At 64.1% G+C, this 19697-nt stretch carries 21 protein-coding genes and 1 riboswitch; of the genes, 4 read left to right on the plus strand and 17 right to left on the minus strand.

Translation table 11 applies throughout. The features are described 5' to 3' along the window. Positions 1–47: 47 nt before the first annotated feature. Positions 48–150: riboswitch (TPP riboswitch) on the minus strand. A 105-nt stretch (positions 151–255) separates the two neighbouring features. Beyond that, the gene (locus tag ACHAC9_RS18395) at positions 256–666 is read right to left on the minus strand and encodes a hypothetical protein (protein WP_435762024.1); all 411 of its coding nucleotides are present in this window, start codon (positions 664–666) and stop codon (positions 256–258) included. Between the two features lie 31 nt (positions 667–697). Next, positions 698–2815 carry a hypothetical protein gene (locus ACHAC9_RS18400; protein WP_435762026.1) on the minus strand — a complete coding sequence of 706 codons (2118 nt, stop codon included), beginning with the start codon at positions 2813–2815 and terminating at the stop codon, positions 698–700. Between the two features lie 234 nt (positions 2816–3049). Here ACHAC9_RS18400 and ACHAC9_RS18405 point away from each other — a divergent pair, with 234 nt between their 5' ends. The 4 genes from ACHAC9_RS18405 to ACHAC9_RS18420 all read left to right on the plus strand — a co-directional run bounded on the left by ACHAC9_RS18405 (position 3050) and on the right by ACHAC9_RS18420 (position 7219). After that, a complete protein-coding gene (locus ACHAC9_RS18405; protein WP_435762028.1) occupies positions 3050–5848 on the plus strand; it encodes a valine--tRNA ligase in 2799 nt (932 codons plus the stop codon). A 69-nt stretch (positions 5849–5917) separates the two neighbouring features. Next, entirely contained in the window at positions 5918–6286 is a 369-nt protein-coding gene (locus ACHAC9_RS18410; protein WP_435762030.1) for a VOC family protein, read from the plus strand. Between the two features lie 87 nt (positions 6287–6373). Further along, positions 6374–6823 (plus strand): DUF2147 domain-containing protein, encoded by a 450-nt coding sequence (locus tag ACHAC9_RS18415; protein ID WP_435762032.1) that lies wholly within the window; start codon positions 6374–6376, stop codon positions 6821–6823. A 54-nt stretch (positions 6824–6877) separates the two neighbouring features. Further along, the gene (locus ACHAC9_RS18420) at positions 6878–7219 is read left to right on the plus strand and encodes an SMR family transporter (protein ID WP_435762034.1); all 342 of its coding nucleotides are present in this window, start codon (positions 6878–6880) and stop codon (positions 7217–7219) included. On the opposite strand, the gene ACHAC9_RS18425 is transcribed toward ACHAC9_RS18420, so the two are convergent. From ACHAC9_RS18425 to ACHAC9_RS18495, 15 genes are all read right to left on the minus strand, one after another. Further along, positions 7216–7617: a hypothetical protein gene (locus ACHAC9_RS18425; protein WP_435762036.1), complete on the minus strand. Its 402-nt coding sequence runs from the start codon at positions 7615–7617 to the stop codon at positions 7216–7218. The genes ACHAC9_RS18420 and ACHAC9_RS18425 overlap by 4 nt on opposite strands. Before the next feature lie 49 nt (positions 7618–7666). Continuing rightward, positions 7667–7873 carry a hypothetical protein gene (locus tag ACHAC9_RS18430; RefSeq protein ID WP_435762038.1) on the minus strand — a complete coding sequence of 69 codons (207 nt, stop codon included), beginning with the start codon at positions 7871–7873 and terminating at the stop codon, positions 7667–7669. A gap of 85 nt (positions 7874–7958) precedes the next feature. Continuing rightward, positions 7959–8414 (minus strand): MgtC/SapB family protein, encoded by a 456-nt coding sequence (locus ACHAC9_RS18435; RefSeq protein WP_435762040.1) that lies wholly within the window; start codon positions 8412–8414, stop codon positions 7959–7961. Between the two features lie 147 nt (positions 8415–8561). Further along, positions 8562–9167, minus strand: a complete 606-nt coding sequence (locus ACHAC9_RS18440) for a response regulator transcription factor (protein WP_435762042.1) — start codon at positions 9165–9167, stop codon at positions 8562–8564. Beyond that, positions 9164–10291: a sensor histidine kinase gene (locus tag ACHAC9_RS18445; RefSeq protein WP_435762044.1), complete on the minus strand. Its 1128-nt coding sequence runs from the start codon at positions 10289–10291 to the stop codon at positions 9164–9166. Before ACHAC9_RS18445 ends, ACHAC9_RS18440 begins: the two co-directional genes overlap by 4 nt. 18 nt (positions 10292–10309) lie before the next feature. Continuing rightward, positions 10310–12103: a CIA30 family protein gene (locus ACHAC9_RS18450; protein ID WP_435762046.1), complete on the minus strand. Its 1794-nt coding sequence runs from the start codon at positions 12101–12103 to the stop codon at positions 10310–10312. A 91-nt stretch (positions 12104–12194) separates the two neighbouring features. Further along, positions 12195–12650, minus strand: coding sequence for a YaiI/YqxD family protein (locus ACHAC9_RS18455; RefSeq protein ID WP_435762233.1), 456 nt, complete (start codon positions 12648–12650; stop codon positions 12195–12197). A gap of 20 nt (positions 12651–12670) precedes the next feature. Further along, positions 12671–13732, minus strand: a complete 1062-nt coding sequence (gene ruvB, locus ACHAC9_RS18460) for a Holliday junction branch migration DNA helicase RuvB (RefSeq protein ID WP_435762048.1) — start codon at positions 13730–13732, stop codon at positions 12671–12673. Between the two features lie 28 nt (positions 13733–13760). After that, the gene (gene ruvA, locus ACHAC9_RS18465; RefSeq protein ID WP_435762050.1) at positions 13761–14339 is read right to left on the minus strand and encodes a Holliday junction branch migration protein RuvA; all 579 of its coding nucleotides are present in this window, start codon (positions 14337–14339) and stop codon (positions 13761–13763) included. Between the two features lie 18 nt (positions 14340–14357). Next, positions 14358–14894, minus strand: coding sequence for a crossover junction endodeoxyribonuclease RuvC (gene ruvC / locus ACHAC9_RS18470; RefSeq protein WP_435762052.1), 537 nt, complete (start codon positions 14892–14894; stop codon positions 14358–14360). Positions 14895–15002: 108 nt separating this feature from the next. Continuing rightward, complete coding sequence (gene purH / locus ACHAC9_RS18475; protein WP_435762054.1) at positions 15003–16604, minus strand: bifunctional phosphoribosylaminoimidazolecarboxamide formyltransferase/IMP cyclohydrolase; 1602 nt, start codon at positions 16602–16604, stop codon at positions 15003–15005. A gap of 180 nt (positions 16605–16784) precedes the next feature. Then, positions 16785–17018: a helix-turn-helix domain-containing protein gene (locus ACHAC9_RS18480; protein WP_056338842.1), complete on the minus strand. Its 234-nt coding sequence runs from the start codon at positions 17016–17018 to the stop codon at positions 16785–16787. Positions 17019–17106: 88 nt separating this feature from the next. Continuing rightward, positions 17107–18132, minus strand: a complete 1026-nt coding sequence (gene dusB / locus ACHAC9_RS18485) for a tRNA dihydrouridine synthase DusB (protein WP_435762057.1) — start codon at positions 18130–18132, stop codon at positions 17107–17109. 175 nt (positions 18133–18307) lie between these two features. Next, positions 18308–18961, minus strand: a complete 654-nt coding sequence (locus ACHAC9_RS18490) for a histidine phosphatase family protein (RefSeq protein WP_435762059.1) — start codon at positions 18959–18961, stop codon at positions 18308–18310. 28 nt (positions 18962–18989) lie between these two features. Beyond that, positions 18990–19655, minus strand: a complete 666-nt coding sequence (locus ACHAC9_RS18495) for a YbhB/YbcL family Raf kinase inhibitor-like protein (RefSeq protein ID WP_435762061.1) — start codon at positions 19653–19655, stop codon at positions 18990–18992. Positions 19656–19697: the final 42 nt, after the last annotated feature.

Here is a 19697-nt window from a genome sequence, read left to right on the forward strand (position 1 = left end):
CAGCAAAGGAGTCGCAGAAGACCGTCCGGGCGCGTGTGCGCGGCCGGCAGGACATCTCGAAGCTTCCCTTCGCTGGCATTATCCAGATCAGGTTCAGAGGGTATTTCTCACCCGCGCTTCAATTGATGCGCAGGACCCCTAGCGTTTGCTGCCATATCGGCAACGGGCTCAGTATAGCCCAACTATTTGCCGGTGTGCTGCTGTCAGCCTCTTTTTTACGGCAGTGGCGCCGCGCCGGCAGTCGACGCGCGCAGGTCACATCATGGGCGGCTCCGCGTTCAGCGGCAGCAGATGCAGTTCCCCGTCGATGAGGCGCACCTCGACGAACGGGGTGTGCCCCGGCGTGATGTCCTGGGCCGCTTGCGGCCCGTTCTCGATCGATACTTCCAGCCGCACGGTCGGCGCCTCGGTCGGCACCTCGATGGCATCGGCACGCGAAATGCTCCAGTCCGTGCTGACGCCGGCCCGGTGGTACACCTCCTTGCCATCGACCCGCACGGTCACTGTGTTGTTCTGGAAGCCATCGCCCAGCCTCACGCGTAACATCATGACTGCCCTCGCATTCTCGGTTGTTGCAACAAGCGTGCTGGACAGGCCGCGGTTATTGCAGGCCTGTCCAGCCAGTAGCGCCACCAGCACGACGACACTCCAGAGCTGACGCGCCATGATCCCCCCCTTTTCTTCCAGCCCCGATCCATCAGGACTTCTTGCCAGCGCGCGTGGACGCTGCCGCCAGGCTTGCCTGCGCCCCCTTCTCATCGCCGATCATATTCTGGGCAGAGGCCAGGCAGGACAGCGCCTGCTTGCTGGAGATCGGATCGAGCACCGGGCTCTCGGCCATCCGGGACAGCAGCGCGATACTGGCATCAGGCTGGGCCTGACGCACGCTGACCGGTTTGCCCTCGCCGGCATTCACGGTCTTGAAGGTGCGCGCGGCATTTACGCCCTTGACCATCCTGACATAGCTCGCCATCCGATGGGCGTCGAAGCGCTCGAGCACTTCGTCGAACGCGTCGTTACCGGCGCGCAGGGTCTCGTTGTCCGAACCCTTCAGGTAGAGCAGCGCGCCCTGCGCTTCGCCCATGAAGAGGTCGGCCAGCTTGTCGTCGTCCTGGCTGACCGGATAACGCACCCGGATCGTCAGGATATCGGACAGCACCTGCGAGCCATCGAGCGCCGCATACGCGGCCCGCACCCGGTAACGTCCCGGCTGGTCGAAGTAGAAGCCGCCCTTGCCGTAGCCGATATAGGCGCTGTCGGCGATCTCGTCGCCCACGCCGAGCACGGCCTGGCGCTCGCCGACCAGGTGGTCGATCAGGGGCTCGTAGGCGCGCACTTCCCCGCCCGGCCGGCTGATCACGATCTTGACCAGGCCGTAGTTCGGATGCAGCCAGGTATGGGCACGGCGGCCACGCGTGTCGGTCGCCCGGAGTTTGAGCTCCAGCACGACCGGCTCGCCGAGCGCAAAGCTCTCTTGAAAAGTCGAGATCGCCAGCACCAGGCCCGAATCGTCGGAAATCGGGTCGGCCATCACCTCGCGCCCGAGCGAGGCGCCGACGATGAAATCGCTGCCGCCCATGATGACGTCGTTGCGGAAACCATGGCGCAGGTGGATCAGTTCCTCGTCGTCGAAACGGAAATCGAAACTGCTCCAGTAACCGGCCGCTCCGCCTTTCGGGTAATACCACGGGTAATTCATCCAGGACAGCGAGTCGGGCCGGTTCGGTTTCGGCGGCGAGGCATACTGTTTCTGCCAGGAGTGCATCAGGTTGAAGCAGTGGCCGAGTTCATGCACATAGGTGTAGAGCTGCAGCCGCTGCTGCTCGGCCGTGGTCCCGCCAACGCCCGCATGGAACACCGCGCACCCCTGGCGCTGCTTGCCGTCCTGGTCGAACATGATGCCGTACAGGCCGGATCCGAGATCGTGGTTCTGCGCGACCAACTGCCAGACGTACCATTGCTGCAGATCGCTCCAGAGCGAAAAATGCTGTTGCATCGATGCATGCAGCTCGGCATTGCTCCAGCTGGCGTTCGCGCCGGCGGCGCTGATGTCGATGACGTTGTTGCCAGCGGTCGGCGCCATGCCGATGCCGGCCTCGGCAAACGCACTGACGACGTTGACGTTGCGCGCAGTGCCGCCCGACGGCAGCATGCCGGTGTTGTAGGCGGAAAATGGAGAAGTCGTGACATCCGATACGCAATCCGTTTCGATGCGCACCGAGCGGTAGTGAAGCGAGGCAAACGGGCAATGATAGGACGCGCCCGGCGAATTGCTCACGGTGAAGAATTGCAAAGTTGCAGCTGCCTGCGGCTGGAAGAAACTCACCCGCGGTATCGTGACCTGCACCACAGGCGCCCCGGCCGCAAAGCTAAACTGCGCCTTTCCCTTGATGACGATCTGGGAAAATCCCACCGTGACGGTCGGACTGTCCACGATGAACGAACCGTAATAGGACAGCGTCCTGCCGACCATCTGGTAAAAGTCGCCGCTGACCCGCTTCATGGAGCGGCTGCGGTCGACGTCGACCCGCAGTTCGATCGAGAAGCTGCCGAGCGCACCGGCATAGCATCCGCTGACTGCCTTCTTGATGATGGGCACTTGCGGGAGAGGAATCTTGGGAATCGGAAATGGCGGTACATGCGGAACCGGGGCGGCTTCAGGTAGGGCGCCGGTCGGCGCGGTGTCGTGCGGCTCGCCGATACCCAGCTCGCCATTGGTCATGCCGGACACTTCTTCATACGACATATGGCCGTTCGGTTCGGCCAGCGCTTCGTCGCTTGCATTCTCCACCCCGGTTGGATCCAGTTGTGACATGTTTGCTCCTAGAAATGGCCTATCGTTATGGGCGTAGCCCGGGGCGGCGGTACCCGCCCTCATGCCGGCTGCTTTCCTTTGACCGCAAGGGAGATGCAGACGATTCGTCGAGGCCGCTGTTATTCGTAACGATTGGGAACGTGTTTAGACGCAAATCAAGGAATCTGGATCTGGGAAAGGCAATACGAGGTGACCTATAATGGTTCCTTTCGTACATTCAAACGCCATCACATCATGGAATTAGCCAAGTCTTTCGAGCCAGCCGACATTGAACAAACCTGGCGCGCCGAGTGGGAGCAGCGCGGGTACTTCGCCGCCACCATGGACGCCGACAAACCAGCGTTCAGCATCCAGCTGCCGCCGCCGAACGTGACGGGCACGCTGCACATGGGCCATGCGTTCAACCAGACCGTGATGGATGGCCTGACGCGCTACTACCGCATGCGCGGCTTCAATACCGCCTGGATCCCGGGCACCGACCACGCCGGCATCGCGACCCAGATCGTGGTGGAGCGCCAGCTCGACGCCCAGAAGATCTCGCGTCACGACCTCGGCCGCGACGAATTCATCAAGAAGGTCTGGGCGTGGAAGGAAGAGTCGGGCAACACGATTACCGGCCAGATGCGCCGCCTGGGCACATCGCCCGACTGGCAGCGCGAATACTTCACGATGGACGAGACGCGCTCGAAGACCGTGTCCGAAGTCTTCGTACGCCTCTACGAGCAAGGCCTGATCTACCGCGGCAAGCGCCTGGTGAACTGGGATCCGAAGCTCGGCACGGCCGTGTCGGACCTGGAAGTGGACTCAAGCGAGGAAGACGGCTCGATGTGGTACATCCAGTACCCGCTGGCCGACGGTTCGGGCAGCCTGACGGTCGCCACCACCCGTCCTGAAACCATGCTGGGCGACGTGGCTGTCGCGGTCGACCCGACCGACGAACGGTATATCCACCTGGTCGGCAAGATGCTGAAATTGCCGCTGACGGAGCGCGAGATCCCGGTCATCGCCGACTCCTACGTCGACAAGGAATTCGGCAGCGGCTGCGTGAAGATCACGCCGGCGCACGATTTCAACGACTACGCCGTCGGCCAGCGCGCCAATCTCGCGCCGATCACGATCATGACCCTGGATGCGAAGATCAACGAGAACGGCCCGGCGCAGTACCAGGGTCTGGACCGTTTCGCGGCGCGCAAGCAGATCGTGGCCGACCTGGAAGCGCTTGGTCTCCTTGAACAGGTGAAACCGCACAAGCTGATGGTGCCGCGCGGCGACCGTACCGGCGTCGTCATCGAACCGATGCTGACCGACCAGTGGTTCGTCGCCATGACGAAACCGGCGCCGGAAGGCAGCTTCAATCCCGGCAAATCGATCACTGAAGTGGCGCTGGAAAAGGTCGCCAGCGGCGAGATCAAGTTCGTGCCGGAGAACTGGAGCACGACCTATAACCAGTGGCTGGGGAATATCCAGGACTGGTGCATCTCGCGCCAGCTGTGGTGGGGCCACCGGATCCCGGCCTGGTTCGACGAAGCCGGCAACATCATCGTCGCCCGCGACGAGGAAGAAGCGACATTAAAAGCTGCCGCACAGGGCATCACCGGGACGCTCCGCCGTGACGAAGACGTGTTGGATACCTGGTTCTCGTCGGCCCTGGTGCCGTTTTCGACCATGGGCTGGCCGGAAGAGACGCCGGACATGAAGATGTTCCTGCCGTCGTCGGTGCTCGTCACCGGTTTCGACATCATCTTCTTCTGGGTCGCGCGCATGGTCATGATGACGGCGCACTTCACAAATAAAGTGCCGTTCGAGACGGTGTACGTGCACGGCCTGGTGCGCGACTCGCAGGGCCAGAAAATGTCCAAGTCGAAGGGCAATACGCTCGACCCGATCGACCTGATCGACGGTATCGACATCGAGTCGCTGGTGAATAAACGCACCGCCGGCCTGATGGACCCGCGCGCCGCCGAGAAAATCGCGAAAGCCACCCGCAAGGAGTTCCCGACCGGGATCCCGGCGTTTGGTACCGACGCCGTGCGTTTCACGATGGCGAGCTACGCCTCGCTGGGCCGCAACATCAATTTCGACCTGGGCCGCGCCGAAGGCTACCGCAACTTCTGCAACAAGCTGTGGAACGCGACCCGCTTCGTGATGATGAACACGGAAGGGAAAGATTGCGGTGCGCCGGATGAAGCCGATTTGTCGCAGGCCGACCGATGGATCATCTCGCTGATGAACCGCGCCGAACTGGACGTGGCAAAAGGTTTTGCCGACTACCGCTTCGACAACATCGCCAGCGCCATCTATAAATTCGTCTGGGACGAATACTGCGACTGGTACCTGGAAGTGGCCAAGGTCACGGTCCAGCAAGGCACCGAAGCCCAGCAGCGCGCGACCCGCCACACCCTGCTGCGCGTGCTGGAAGTGATCCTGCGCCTGGCGCATCCGGTGATTCCGTTCGTGACCGAAGCGCTGTGGCAGGCGATTGCGCCGATGGCCGGCAAGACTGGCGACTCGATCATGCTCCAGCCCTACCCGATCGCCAACGAGGCGCTGATCGATGAAGGCGCCGAAGGCTGGATGGCGCAGCTGAAGGACTTGACGAATGCCACGCGCAACCTGCGCGGCGAGATGAAGCTGTCGCCGTCGGTGCGCGTGCCGCTGATCGTCGAGCCGGGCAATGACAGCGACCGCGCCAACATGGCCGGCTTCGCGCCCTTCATCCAGTCGCTCGGTAAACTGGCGGAAGTGCAGATCGTCGAGACGCTGCCGGAGTCGCCGGCCGCGGTGTCGATCGTCGGCACGACGAAATTGATGCTGAAAGTCGAGATCGACGTCGCCGTTGAGCGCGAACGCCTGTCGAAGGAGATCGCGCGCATCGAGGGCGAGATCGCGAAGGCGACGTCCAAGCTGTCGAGCGAAAGCTTTGTCGCCCGTGCGCCGGCGGCGGTCGTGGCCCAGGAAAAGGAACGCCTGGCGAACTTCTCCGCGACGATCGAGAAGATGCGCGAACAGCTGGACAAACTGTCAGCGGGCTGACCCGCCCCTGACGAACGCGGCCCTGGTGGCCGCGTTTTTTTTGACCGAATCCATGGAAGAAGGAACACGATGATCGTCGATCACATGTACGTGCTGGCCGTCCACGACCTCGACCGCTCTGCCGCCTTTTACCGCGACGCCCTCGGCTTTGCCGTCCATGACATGGGCGACCCGGGCTGGCGCATGTTCGAACGCGAAGGCTGCCGCATCATGGCGGGCGTCTGTCCGGAGGCCATGCCGCCCGCCGACACCGGCTTTCACTCGTACTTTGGCTACCTGGTGGTGGACGATGCCGACGCCTGGCATGCACGGGCGCTCGCCGCGGGCGCCGAGATCACGAAGGCGCTGGCCGACGAGCCCTGGGACATGCGCGAGTTCGGACTGCGCACGGTCGACGGGCACCGCCTGATGGTCGGCCACGCATTGCCGGGCGCCTGAAACATTCAGCAACGTTTTTTATCGCCAACTTGCACGCAGGGTTTGCTACACTCCCCCCAGCGTAACTACAACAATGGAGACAACCCAATGCGTATCCTGATCAAAGCCGGCCTCGTGGCCACCATGCTGTTCGCTGGCGCCGCCGGCGCCCAAAACACGTCGCCGGTCGGCCTGTGGAAGACGGTCGACGACGAGACCGGCAAGCCAAAAGCCCTGGTGCGTATCACCGAAGAAAACGGCGCCCTGCAGGGCAAGATCGAAAAGCTGTTCCGCGGCCCGAACGAAGAGCAGAACCCGACCTGCACCGCCTGCAGCGATTCGCGCAAGAACCAGCCGATCGTCGGCATGACGATCGTGTCGGGCCTGAAGAAGGACGGCAACGAGTTCACCGGCGGCGAAATCCTCGATCCGGGCAAGGGCAAGGTCTACAAGAGCAAGGCGACGCTGCGCGAAGGCGGCCAGCGCCTCGAGGTGCGCGGCTATATCGGCGCGCCGATGTTCGGCCGCTCGCAAGTCTGGCACCGCGAGCAGCAGTAACACTGGTTGATTGACCATCAAGCGGCCCCTGCGGCCGCTTTTTTTTTCCATCCGATGACCCTATTTCAAAGCTATCTGTTCCTGGGCCTGGCCATCGTGGTCGAGGTGATCGCCACCACGGCCCTGAAGGCCACCGACAATTTCACGCGACTGTGGCCCAGCGTGCTGACGGTCGTCTGCTACGCCGCCTCGTTTTATTTGCTGACCTTCAGCCTGAAGGTGCTGCCGACGGGAATCGCGTATGCGATCTGGTCGGGCGTCGGAATCATCCTCATTTCCATCGTGAGCTGGGTCGTCTACAAGCAGAGCCTGGACCTGCCGGCGCTGATCGGGCTGGGACTGATCATTGCGGGCGTGCTGGTCATTAACCTGTTCTCGAAAAGCGTCGGGCACTAGCCCAGGGCGCCGCCGAGTCGGGTCATGCGGATCGTGTGCTGCTGCTGTTCGCCGCCGTCGGTACTCCAGCGCTGGTGCGCTTCGAGGGTGTCGGCGTCGAGGCGGCGCCAGGTGAACTGGGTGGGCGCGTTCACGGGCGCGAAGGTGGCGTGGGCAAGGCCGATCTCCGAGGCGCGCCAGGTAAATTCTCCCCATGACGACAAGACTTCGCCGTCGAGGAAGCTGATGGTGCTGCCGTCGCTGGACTCGGTGAATGCCGCGCTGCCGAAGCGGCGCGAGCGGAAGGTGCGCTGGTCGGGGCGATCGTATTGCTCGAAGAACTCCTTGCCGTCGGGGCTCCGCCCTTTCCAGCGGCCTTCGAGAAACTGAAGCTTGCCAAAGTCGTCCAGGCTGAACATGTCATCTCTCCCAAAGGATGCAATGCGGCGACACGGTGCGGAGATGGCGCTAGCGCGGCGTACGGCGCCGGTCGTGCGAGCGTTGCTGGCTTGGTGAACACAGCACGCGCAGCGCGACCTTGCGCGGCACCCCGACGAGCTGCATGAACTCGAGCGCGGGCGACAACCCATCCGTTTGCAGCAACTTCAAGGCGTCGTTGACGCGTGCCGCCAGATAGGCATTTGCGCGCGGATCGACATTGGCGCTTCCAGACATTCAATAGCCTCGCTACCTCCACCCTCTAGCGTGCATCCTAGCAAACCCGCACCGATGTGGCGCGCGCTTGCAGGCGTGCAAATGCTTAGTCAGGTGGAATGGGGGCAGTGCCGTCCGGTCTGCTCGCAGCGAAGCTTTTGGACAGGGGCCGCAGCAGGGCAAGGATCGCGAGCGCGAACAATGCGCTCACCACCGCGGTCGCCTCGCGCCCCATGCCGGCGGCAACGCCGACGGCGGCCGTCAGCCAGACGCTGGCGGCGGTCGTCAGGCCGCGGATGTCGTTCGTGTCGCTCTGCTTGAGGATGGCGCCGGCGCCGAGGAATCCGATGCCGGCCGTGACGCCCTGCAGGACGCGCGACAGGTCTTCGATCTGCATGCCGGCCTGCAAGGGAATCAGTACGAACAGGGCCGAGCCGAGCGAAACCAGCATGTGGGTGCGCAAGCCCGCCGAGGCGCCGACCGATTCGCGCTCGTAGCCGAGGATGCCGCCGAGCACGACCGCCACCAGCAGGCGCACCACCAGCCGGGTGATGGACTCCACATCGCCCAGGTCCGAAAATTCATGTTGTATCGTTATCCAGCTTTGCTGCCACCACACGTCGCGCTCCTGTCATCATTTTCGGAGATCATGACAGATGAGCGAGCTCAGCGGCGCACGCTGGAGACTCGGTGGCGCTGTTGCGTGCCGTCACAGCCAGCCCGCATCGCGCGCCATCCGGCAGGCTTCGATCCGGTTCGTGGCGCCGAGTTTACTGATGGCTTCGGACAGGTAATTGCGCACCGTGCCCTCCGACAGGTGGACCTGGCGCGCGATGTCGGCGCTGCTGCGGCCCTCCCCGGCCAGGCGCAGCACCTGACGTTCGCGCTCGGACAGGGGGTCTTGTGCGCCGCCCCAGATTTCCTGCGCCAGTTCGGGCGCGACCGCGCGCCCGCCCGCGTGCACGCTGCGGATCGCGGCGGCCAGCGTGTCGGCCGGCGCATCCTTCAACAGGTAGCCGCGCACGCCGGCTGCCAAAGCGCGCCGCAGGTAGCCGCTGCGCCCGAAAGTCGTGACGATCACGACGCGGCTGCGCGCACCCTGTTGCGCCAGGCTGGCGGCCAGTTCCAGCCCCGTCATGCGCGGCATTTCGATATCGGTCAGCACGATGTCCGGTACCAGCGCTTCGCACAGCGCCAGTGCCTCCTTGCCGTCGGCGGCAAGGGCGACCACGTCGAAATCGGGTTCGAGTCCCAGCAGCGCAGCCAGGGCACCGCGCACCAGCGCCTGGTCTTCGGCGATCAGGATGCGGATCATGCGGCGCCGCCTGCCGGCACGCGCAACTCGAGCGCGAGACCGGTGCCGACGCGCAGCGCCAGCTTGCCGCCGAGCGCCGCCGCGCGTTCCTGCATGCCGGACAGCCCGTTGCCATGCCGTAGGTCCGCGTGTGTGCGCAGGCGGCTGCCGTCATCGAGCACGCGCAGCACCACGCTGCCCTCTTCCACGAACAGGGACAAGGTGCAGCGGCGCGCGCCCGCATGGCGCACGACGTTCGTGACCGCTTCGCGCAGCGCCAGAGCCAGCACGTGTTCGGTCGCAGGAAGCAGGTTGATACGCTCGACCTGTTCGCACAGTTCGACGTCGGCCGCGGCCAGGCTGGCGCGCGCGTTGGCCAGGGCGTGGGCCAGGCCGCTGTGGCGGTAGCCGGTGACCGCCGCGCGCACCTCGGCCAGGGTCTGGCGCGCGCTGGTTTCGATGTCGCCGATCTCGCGGGCGCAGGCCTCGGCATCGCGGTGCACGAGTTTGCGCGCCAGTTCGGCCTTCAGGGCGATCAGCGAGAGCGAATGTCCAAGCAGGTCGTGCAGGTCGCGCGAGATGCGTTCGCGCTCGGCGATGGTGGCCATGTGCTCGACCTCTTCCTGCTTGCGCACCAGCGCCTGGCGCGAGCGGCGCAGGCGTGCATCCATGAAGGACCCGATGCCCACGGGCAGGCTGACGGTCAGGATCGGCATCAGGAACATGAAGCGCATCTGCATCGGCTCGATCAGCAGCGATGTGAGAACGCCGATCGCGATCACGCCGCCGATCGCCAGCATGGCGCGCCGCACATGCATGATTTGGGCGGCCATCGCGCAAGCGAAGATGAAGAAGGTGGAGGCGCCGACGTTCCAGCGCACCCAGGCGATGCCGATCAGGCAGCCCCCCAGCATGCAGGCGAGCACTTCCCAGCCGCGCGCCCAGTAGCTGGCGCAGTACAGCGGGATGAAAACCACGAAGGTCAGCACCAGCATCGCCGCCTCGACGGCACTCGGGTGCACGTACGCGTACTTCCAGAACATGTAGCCAAGACTCAGCAGCCAGAAGTACGGCATCCTGCCCTGGTCAGGCGGGATCCACGGCCCCGCCCACACTCTCCGAATCGCCTGGCTGATCGAGTTCATCGCGCTTTTCTTTCGTAGTTATTCAGCCAGCAGGCGCACGTCGGCGATCTCGAAGCGGTAGTCACCCGGCTGTGGGCCGGCGTTGAATCCTAACATGGTCACGGCCCCCGGATCGATGCCTTTCAGCTCGCTGAAGGGCACCGATATTTCGGTCCACGCCGGTCCCGTGGTGAAGGGCTTCGCGCCCGGTATCCGCACGCCCTGCGACATCGCGATCATCTGGTAGGTCTTGCCATCGCCGCGCACCTTGAAGCGCACCACTTTGGCGGCCGACAGGTCGGTCGACTCCATCGCTTGTTTTCCCGGCATGAAGGCCACGCCGGCCCAGGCGAACGGCAAGCCCGGGGCCACTTTCGCATCGATCGCCAGGGGCACCTGGCCGTCCGCCAGCGCCGGCCCCGCCGCCAGGGTGACGGTCGACTTGCCGCCGACGAAACCGTCGGTCGACGGCCCCCAACCCATGCCGAACGGGCTGGCCAGGTGCTGTTCGCTGAACAGGCTGATGCGCCCTCCCGGGGGCAGCGCGATGGCCTTTGCGCCCTGCTGGGCCGCCTTGGCGACCTGCTGGCGCTGGCCGTCGCGCAAGCCATTCGCGCTCTCGCCATCCTTCCAGACCTCGACGATGCGGCGCGTGGCCAGGATGTCCGCCGTCGGGTTGCCATCGACCAGCAGCAGGTCGGCCTTGAAGCCCTTCTCGATACGCCCGCGCTGGCCCAGCTTGAACACGTGCGCCGGCACGCTGGTGGCTGCCGCCAACGCTTGCGCCGGGTTCAGGCCGGCGTCGACCAGCGCCGCCAGTTCGCGGTGCATGCTCACACCGTACTGGGTGCCCGGGTTGCCGGCGTCGGTCCCCGCCAGCACCGGCACGCCCGCCGCCATCATGGCTGCGGCAACTGCCTTGGGCGCGGCGAGCCTCTCAGGGCGCGCACTGTTCCCATAGCGCGCTTTGAGCGCGGCCTGCGCTTCCTTGTCGAGCAGGCTGGCAAAGGCCGGATTGGCCAGCAGGTCGTCGCCGCGCCAGCCGGCCATGCTTTCGAGCACGGTAAAGGTGGGGATCACGAAGGCGCCTTTGCTGCGCGCCAGCTGCGCCAGCCCCGTCGCATCGGCCGTAGCGCCCGGGAACAGGTGCACCAGCCCGTCGGCGCCCGCTTCGAGCACGGCGCGCGCATCCTTCTCGTTGCCGATGTGGACCACGGCCAGTTTGCCGCGCACGTGCGCCGCCGCGATCACGGCCTTCGTCGTCGCCAGGTCGAGCGACTGAAAACCGTAGCCGGTTTCCATCACGATCTTGATGAAGTCGGACCCTTCGGCGATGCGCGCGTCCACGAAAGCCTGGGCTTGTTCGGGCCTGGTGATGGTGGGGATGGCGATGCCGAACTGGGTGCCGTGACCATTCGGGGCGGTGACCAGCGTGCCGGCCGAAAACAGGTCGGCATGCTGGTGATTGCCGCCCTGCGCCATCGCCTGTTTCGCCTTCTTCATCATGGCGACGTCGGTGAACATGTCGATCTGGGTGGTCACGCCGAACAACACCGGCAGTTCGTGCGCGCGGAAGGCGTGGGTGTGCGCGTCGATCAGGCCCGGCAGCAGCGTGCGGCCCGCGCCGCTGACCACACGCGCCCCGTTCGGCGCCGCGCCACGGAAGTCGGCATCGATGATGATGCCCTTGTCGAACAATACCGAACGGCGTTCGTGGGTGGCCTTGCCATCGAACACGCGCACGTCCTGCACCAGCGTGGGCGCGGCGAATGCGGCGGGGCCGGCGCCGAGGGCGGCGAGCAGGAACAGGCGTGTCAGGGTGGTCGGTTTCATCGGGCTCTCCAGTGGGTTGGTATGAACCGAGTATCCGGATGCCGCGGCAGCTACGGTAGAAGCAGCTGCCACCACTTCCAGGTGACAAATGTCATGTGCGGGGACGGTGCCGGGCCAGGTGGCGATCGAGCGCGTTCGCGAACTGCTGGCGGTCGGCCTGGCTGAAGGCGGCCGGGCCGCCGGTGTCGACGCCGCCGCTGCGCAGTTCTTCCATGAAGGCGCGCATGCTCAGTTGCTGGGCGATGGTGTCCTTCGTATAAAAATCGCCGCGCGGATTCAGGGCGAAGCCGCCCTTTTCCAGCACCAGCGCCGCCAGCGGAATGTCGCCGGTGACGACCAGGTCGCCGGGACTGAGGCGCTCGACGATCTCGGCGTCGGCCACGTCCGCGCCGCTGGGCACCTGCACCGAGCGGATGAATTTCGAGCCGGGCACGCGCAGCAGCTGGTTCGCCACCAGCGTGACCTGGATGTGCGTGCGCTCGGCAACGCGGTACAGGATGTCCTTGATGACGGCCGGGCAAGCGTCGGCATCGACCCAGATCTGCATCGCGTGGGTCAGGTCAGTGCTCAACGCAACGGATCCCACAAGTCCCCGGTCGGGCTGATGCGCGGGGCGGCGACGCCAAAGTGTTGATAAGCCGCCGGGGTGGCGATGCGCCCGCGCGGGGTGCGCTGCAGGTAGCCCTGCTGGATCAGGTAGGGTTCGAGTACGTCTTCGATGGTGTCGGCCGCTTCGCCGATGGCCGCCGCCAGGTTGCCGATGCCGACCGGACCGCCGCCGAATTTGAAGAGCACCGCTTCGAGCAGTTTCCGGTCCATGACGTCGAAGCCGACCGAGTCGACGTCGAGCATGATCAGGGCCAGGTCGGCGATCTCTTTCGTGATCTCGCCATTGCCCTTCACTTCCGCGTAGTCGCGTACGCGGCGCAGCAGGCGGTTCGCGATACGCGGCGTGCCGCGCGCACGCATTGCCACCTCTTTGGCGCCGTCCTGATCGATCGGGGCTGCCAGCAGCGCGGCGCTGCGGGTGACGATCTTGGTCAGCTCCTCGACGTTGTAAAACTCGAGGCGGGCGACGATGCCGAAGCGGTCGCGCAGCGGATTGGTCAGCATGCCGGCGCGGGTGGTGGCGCCGACCAGCGTGAACGGTTGCAGGTCGAGTTTCACGGAACGCGCGGCCGGGCCTTCGCCGATCACGATGTCGATCTGGTAGTCCTCGAGTGCCGGGTACAGGATCTCTTCGACCACTGGCGACAGACGGTGAATCTCGTCGATGAACAGCACGTCGTTCGGCTCGAGATTAGTGAGAATGGCGGCCAGGTCGCCCGGGCGCTCGAGCACCGGGCCCGAGGTCTGGCGCAGGTTGACGCCCATCTCGCGCGCGATGATGTGCGCCAGCGTGGTTTTACCCAGGCCCGGTGGGCCGAACAGCAGCGTGTGGTCGAGCGCTTCGCGCCGCTTGCGGGCGGCGGAGATAAAAATCTCGAGCTGGCCGCGGATTTTTTCCTGGCCGACGTATTCGTCGAGCTGCTTCGGGCGCAAGGCGCGCTCGATCGCCTCCTCGTTGGGCGAGGCCGGCGCGGCGTCGATGACCCGCTGCTCGGTGAAATTGTCGGTCTGGATGCTCATTATTCAATCTTTGATGACAAACGGCGCTTCATGCCTTCGACAGCGCTTTCAATGCGAACTTGATGCCGTCCGACACGGTCGAGCCGGCCGGCAGGTTCTTGATGGCCAGCAGCGCTTCCTTGTCAGAATACCCCAAAGACTGCAGCGCGTTGAGCACGTCGGACTGGGTATCGTCGCGCGGCGCGCTGCCGACGATGCCAAGATCGGCGCCGACCTTGCCCTTCAGTTCCAGCAGCAGCCGCTCGGCGGTCTTCTTGCCGATGCCGGGTACCTTCATCAGGCGCCCGGATTCCTGCAAGGTAACGGCCTGCGCCAGATCGGTCACCGTCATGCCGGACAATATCGCCAGCGCGGTACGGGCGCCGACGCCGGTGATCTTGATCAGCTGGCGAAACAGCGCGCGCTCGCTGGCGCTGCCGAAACCGAACAGCAAATGCGCATCTTCGCGGATCGCCTGGTGGGTAAACAGCACCACCTTCTCGCCGGTGTGCGGGAGATTATAAAAAGTGCTCATCGGCACATCGACTTCATAGCCGATGCCTTGGCAATCCACCAGCAGTTGCGGCGGATTCTTTTCCAGCAGGATTCCGGAGATGCGACCAATCATGGTTGACCTTTTTTCTGGTTAGACGAGGCGACCGTTTTTCATGCGCAGCGTGGTCTTCTGCGGGTTGAGCACGTTGAGCAGCGCCAGCGTGTCATAGGTGTGGGCGTGGCAGATGGCGACACCGAGGGCGTCGGCCGCATCGCTACCGGGCAGTCCGGGCAGCTTCAGCAGGCGCGCGACCATGTCCTGCACTTGCGGCTTGGCGGCCTTGCCGCTGCCGACGACCGATTGCTTGATCTGGGTCGGCGAATATTCGGCGACCTCGAGGTCGGCGCCGACCAGCGCGCAAATTGCCGCGCCGCGCGCCTGGCCGAGCAGCAGCGTCGACTGCGGATTCACGTTCACAAACACTTTTTCGATGGCTGCGCAGTCCGGGCCATAGGTTGCCACGACTTCGCGCACGCCGGCGAGGATGATCTTCAGGCGCGGCGGCAAAGCGCCCTCCAGGCCGGCCTTGATGGTGCCCGAGGCGATGTAGCGCAGCTTGCTGCCGTGTTTTTCAATAACCCCAAAGCCGGTGGTGCGCAGGCCTGGGTCGATGCCGAGGATAATCATGGACGAATGTTATACCGGCCAGCAACGTTCGTGGGAAAAATACTGGGTAAAAACACAGGTAGATAGGATGTTTGAGGCCGAGGACCTCAAACATCCCATCCTAGAACATCAATGCCGGAAATGACGGGTCCCGGTGTACAGCATCACCACCCCACGCTCGTCCGCCGCGTCGATCACTTCCTGGTCGCGCATCGAGCCGCCCGGGTGGATCACGCAGGTCGCGCCCGCATCGACCACGACGTCGAGACCATCGCGGAACGGGAAGAAGGCATCCGACGCCACCGCCGAGCCACTCAGGGACAAGCCGGCATTCTGCGCCTTGATCGAGGCGATACGCGCCGAGTCGATACGGCTCATCTGGCCGGCGCCGACGCCCAGCGTCATGCCGTTACCGCAGAACACAATCGCGTTCGACTTGACGAACTTGGCCACGCGCCAGGCGAACATCAAATCCTGCAGCTGCTGCTGGGTCGGCTGTTTCTTGCTAACCACGCGCAGGTCGCCGAGGCCGACGTTCTTCGCGTCCGGCGCCTGCACCAGCAAACCGCCGCCAACGCGCTTGACGTCGTACGGGTTCTGGCCCTTACCCAGAGAAATCTCCAGCAGGCGCACGTTCTGCTTGGCCGCCATGATCCGGCGTGCATCTTCGGTAAAGCCTGGTGCGATCAGCACTTCGACGAACAGTTTCGACAGCGCTTCCGCGGCGCGGCCGTCGACCTCCACATTGAAAGCGATGATGCCGCCAAAGGCCGAGGTCGGATCGGTCTGCAGCGCCCGGGTATACGCATCGAGTGCGTCGGTGCCGATCGCCACGCCGCATGGATTGGCATGCTTGACGATCACGCAGCCCGCCGGTTGCGCAAAGCCGCCCAGCGACTTGACGCATTCCCAGGCAGCATCGGCGTCGGCGATGTTGTTGTAGGACAGTTCCTTGCCCTGCAGCTGGCGGTAGTTGGCGAGCGCGCCATCGATTGAGACCACATCGCGGTAGAACGCCGCGCCCTGGTGCGGGTTCTCGCCGTAGCGCATGTCCTGCACCTTCTCGAAGCTCATGTTGATGGTTGCTGGATAGCTCGAGCGCGTGGCGTGGACCTTGTCTTCGCCGAGGCTGGTCAGATAATTCGTGATGGCGCCATCGTACTGCGCCGTGTGCGCGAAGACTTTCTTGGCCAGGCGGAACTTGGTGTCGTAGCTCACCGCGCCGGCCGAGCGAGCGTCGGCTCCACCGCCGACGCCCTTCATTTCGGCAAGCACGACGCCGTAGTCGGCCGGGTCACAAACGACAACGACGTCGCGGTGGTTCTTGGCTGCCGAGCGCAGCATGGTCGGGCCGCCGATGTCGATGTTCTCGATCGCATCTTCCAGCGAGCAGTCAATCTTGGCAACGGTCGCCTGGAAGGGGTACAGGTTAACCACGACCATGTCGATCTGCGGGATGCCGTGCTCTTCCAGCTTCGCCACGTGCTCTGGAAAATCGCGGCGCGCGAGGATGCCGCCGTGCACTTTTGGGTGCAGGGTCTTGACGCGGCCGTCGAGCATTTCCGGAAAACCGGTGTAGTCGGCAACTTCGGTCACCGGGACACCATTGTCTTGCAGCAGCTTGGCAGTGCCGCCGGTGGACAGGATGTTCACGCCGAGCGCAGACAGCGCGCGCGCAAAGTCGAGCACGCCGGTCTTGTCGGAGACGGAAATGAGAGCTTGTTTGATCATGGGGTGGCCACTGTTGATGAGAATTCGGTAGGATCCCCGGCGCGTTCTAGAGCGTCTAACAAAACTTCCAGGGCAAGGCGCATCGTCGAAGACAGTACGCTGGTACGGCGAGACGGTGCAACGCAGCCATGGGAATTTTGTCAGGCGCTCGCCGCGCCTACGCGGCCACGCCGGTATAGCTTAGAGCAGCCCGTGCTCTTGCAGTTTCTTGCGCAAGGTATTGCGATTGATGCCCAGCATCTGGGCGGCGTGCGACTGGTTGCCGTCGGCGCGCGTCATCACCACTTCGAGGATCGGCTTCTCGACGGTCATCACCATCATGTCGTAGATGTTCGTCGGCTTTTGCTCGCCCAGGTCATTGAAATAGTCCTCGAGGCTCTTCTGGACAACTTCCTGGATACTTTCTTTGCTCATGTCTGCTGCTTCATCCTGGTTAGTGATTGCTCCGCTGAACTGCGTCAGCGTTGTCCCCAAAAATGGTTCTTGTTGTTCTACGTGCTTTTCAAGCCGCCATTGCCTGGAGGGCAGGCTGCGCGGGCCGGTATTGTAACCGCTCCCCATGATGAAGTTGTGATTCGAGAAAATTATCGACTGCCGCGAGTTGCTCGGCGGTCGTCTCCAGCAGGTTCATGCGCTGACGAAATTCCTCTCCGCCCGGCAAATCTTCGACATACCACCCGATGTGCTTGCGCGCGCTGCGCACGCCGATGTAATCGCCATAGAAGGCGTAATGCGCCGGCAAGTGTTCGTTCATGAGATGCCGCACTTCTTCCACTGTCGGCGCCGGCAGGTGTTCGCCGGTGCGCAGGTAGTGGTCGATCTCGCGGCAGATCCAGGGCCGGCCCTGGGCCGCGCGGCCGATCATGACGGCGTCCGCGCCCGTGTAGTCGAGCACGAACTTCGCCTTTTCCGGCGTCGTGATGTCGCCGTTGGCGACCACCGGAATGCCGACCGCCGCTTTCACGGCCCGGATCGTGTCGTATTCGGCCTCGCCCTTGTAGCCGTCGGCGCGTGTGCGTCCGTGCAGGGTCAGCATCTGGATGCCGGCCTGCTCGGCCATGCGCGCAATGGTCAGCGCATTCTTGTTCTGGCGATCCCAGCCGGTACGGAACTTCAGGGTCACCGGCACGTCGACGGCCTGCACCACCGCATGCAGGATGCGCTCGACCAAGTCCTCGTGCTGCAGCAAGGCTGAACCACACCAGCTGTTGCACACCTTTTTTACCGGGCACCCCATGTTGATATCGATGATCTGGGCGCCGCGCTCGACGTTGTGACGGGCGCAATCGGCCAGGTCTTGCGGGTCGGCACCGGCGATCTGCACCGCTTTCGGCTCCATCTCGCCTTCGTGATCGGTACGGCGGCTGGTCTTTTCGCTGGCCCACAGCCGCGGATTCGAGGCCGCCATCTCGGACACGGCATAGCCCGCGCCGAGCTGTTTGCACAGCTGGCGGAACGGACGATCGGTCACGCCGGCCATGGGGGCGACGAAGACGTTATTGCGCAGTGTATAGGGGCCGATGTGCACAGCGGGACCAGACAGGAATGGATGGGAACCAGCTATTTTACCCGAACCGCTGCTCAATTTCCGGGCAATATTTTTTCGAAACTGTCGCGGACCGGACAAAACCGTGTAGACAAAAGGCAAAGAAATGCTTAGATATTACCCAGCAGGCATGCGCGCACCCTACAACAGCACGCGCTCAAATATCGTCGAGGACGGCCGGCTGCAAATGGGCGACTTCGCCCCAGCTCACCAACTCCAGCTTGCCGTCTCGTACGACAAACCGGTTGATACTGGCATTGAGCACTTTGAAATCGCGCGGCGTTTCCAGCGACAGGTCGAGGGCGGCGCGGTAGATGCATTCGAGCACGCCCCCATGGGCGACGATCGCCAGCGACTTGCCAGGATTGTCCGCCGCCCAGCCGAGCACGGCACCCGTGACCCGGTCGTAGAATTCACGGAAGGTTTCGCCCCGGTTCTTTCCCGGTGGCAGCTGAGCGTCTACATCGCGCCCCTGCCAGGCGGCGAACTCCTTTGGGAAACGCTCGGCGATGTCGGCATACAGCAAGCCTTCGAAACCGCCATAACAACGCTCGCGCAGGCGTCCATCTATATAGAGGGGTTGGCCGGTGGCGTCGCCGAGCGCCTTGGCGGTCTCGGTGGCACGCGCCAGGTCGCTCGAGACGAGCACGTCGAAGTGTTCATCCGCCAGACTCGCTGCCAGGGCGCGCGCCTGGCGCTGCCCTTCTTCGTTCAGGTCGATGTCGAGGTGGCCCTGCAGGCGACGTTCGGCGTTCCAGGCGGTTTCGCCATGACGGATCAGTACGATCCGGGTGGGGGTGTCATTGTGCATGCGGATGCGCCCGCGCTTGCGGGCGTGGTTATGTGGAGAGCGTCGGCGCGATAGCGGGGTTCAGCGAATAGATACCGAAAATCTGCGCTTCGTCGAGAATGTGGCCGGTCAGCGCGAGCTGCGCCTCGGCGCAGGTGAAACTGCCGTCGAGCGGCAACTCGGGTATGTCGAGCGCATAGATTGTAAACACGTATGCGTGGACGCGCTCGTCGTTCCATGGCGGGCACGGCCCGTCGTAGCCGAAGTACTCGCCGGCCATGGCGGGATCGGTTGCGAACCAGCTCGTATAGTCGTTGACGCCCTGGCGCAGCTGGTGCTCGGTGCCGTTCTTGACGAGGAAGGAGACGTTCGGACCGTTCTTGCCGCCGGGCGTGACCATGTCGGAGAACTGGCCTTCGGCGATCGACTTCAGGCTGGGCGGAATGTCGACCAGCGCCCAGTGATGGAAATCGGCACGTTTGAGCGACTCGGGCACGCTCCTGCCCTCCTTGTTGACGTCGGTGCCGTCGGAGGGGGCGTCGCCGTCCACGCACAGGATCACCAGCGACTGGGTGCCGGCGGGCACGTCGTCCCAGGCCAGGTGCGGATTGCGGTTGGCCGACAAGCGCACGTGCGTCGCCGGGTCGATGACCGCGAACGCACACTCGGGCGGAATCAGGCCGCCCTCGGTAAACGAATCACTCCAGATGTTCATCTTCGACTCCACTGGGCCTCCATATTTTTGACCACGCACTGC

Source organism: Massilia sp. CMS3.1 (assembly GCF_051262535.1).
Classification (GTDB): domain Bacteria; phylum Pseudomonadota; class Gammaproteobacteria; order Burkholderiales; family Burkholderiaceae_D; genus Telluria.

Bases quoted from the DNA above. Each gene is read 5' to 3' on its own strand.
- ruvC (WP_435762052.1), bottom strand. From the start codon at position 14,894: ATGATTATCCTCGGCATCGACCCAGGCCTGCGCACCACCGGCTTTGGG.
- ACHAC9_RS18480 (WP_056338842.1), bottom strand. From the start codon at position 17,018: ATGAGCAAAGAAAGTATCCAGGAAGTTGTCCAGAAGAGCCTCGAGGAC.
- ACHAC9_RS18405 (WP_435762028.1), top strand. From the start codon at position 3,050: ATGGAATTAGCCAAGTCTTTCGAGCCAGCCGACATTGAACAAACCTGG.
- ACHAC9_RS18430 (WP_435762038.1), bottom strand. From the start codon at position 7,873: ATGTCTGGAAGCGCCAATGTCGATCCGCGCGCAAATGCCTATCTGGCG.
- ACHAC9_RS18410 (WP_435762030.1), top strand. From the start codon at position 5,918: ATGATCGTCGATCACATGTACGTGCTGGCCGTCCACGACCTCGACCGC.
- ruvA (WP_435762050.1), bottom strand. From the start codon at position 14,339: ATGATTGGTCGCATCTCCGGAATCCTGCTGGAAAAGAATCCGCCGCAA.
- ACHAC9_RS18440 (WP_435762042.1), bottom strand. From the start codon at position 9,167: ATGATCCGCATCCTGATCGCCGAAGACCAGGCGCTGGTGCGCGGTGCC.
- ACHAC9_RS18495 (WP_435762061.1), bottom strand. From the start codon at position 19,655: ATGAACATCTGGAGTGATTCGTTTACCGAGGGCGGCCTGATTCCGCCC.
- ACHAC9_RS18420 (WP_435762034.1), top strand. From the start codon at position 6,878: ATGACCCTATTTCAAAGCTATCTGTTCCTGGGCCTGGCCATCGTGGTC.
- ACHAC9_RS18415 (WP_435762032.1), top strand. From the start codon at position 6,374: ATGCGTATCCTGATCAAAGCCGGCCTCGTGGCCACCATGCTGTTCGCT.
- ACHAC9_RS18455 (WP_435762233.1), bottom strand. From the start codon at position 12,650: ATGCAGATCTGGGTCGATGCCGACGCTTGCCCGGCCGTCATCAAGGAC.
- ruvB (WP_435762048.1), bottom strand. From the start codon at position 13,732: ATGAGCATCCAGACCGACAATTTCACCGAGCAGCGGGTCATCGACGCC.
- purH (WP_435762054.1), bottom strand. From the start codon at position 16,604: ATGATCAAACAAGCTCTCATTTCCGTCTCCGACAAGACCGGCGTGCTC.
- ACHAC9_RS18445 (WP_435762044.1), bottom strand. From the start codon at position 10,291: ATGAACTCGATCAGCCAGGCGATTCGGAGAGTGTGGGCGGGGCCGTGG.
- ACHAC9_RS18490 (WP_435762059.1), bottom strand. From the start codon at position 18,961: ATGCACAATGACACCCCCACCCGGATCGTACTGATCCGTCATGGCGAA.
- ACHAC9_RS18425 (WP_435762036.1), bottom strand. From the start codon at position 7,617: ATGTTCAGCCTGGACGACTTTGGCAAGCTTCAGTTTCTCGAAGGCCGC.
- ACHAC9_RS18395 (WP_435762024.1), bottom strand. From the start codon at position 666: ATGGCGCGTCAGCTCTGGAGTGTCGTCGTGCTGGTGGCGCTACTGGCT.
- ACHAC9_RS18400 (WP_435762026.1), bottom strand. From the start codon at position 2,815: ATGTCACAACTGGATCCAACCGGGGTGGAGAATGCAAGCGACGAAGCG.
- ACHAC9_RS18450 (WP_435762046.1), bottom strand. From the start codon at position 12,103: ATGAAACCGACCACCCTGACACGCCTGTTCCTGCTCGCCGCCCTCGGC.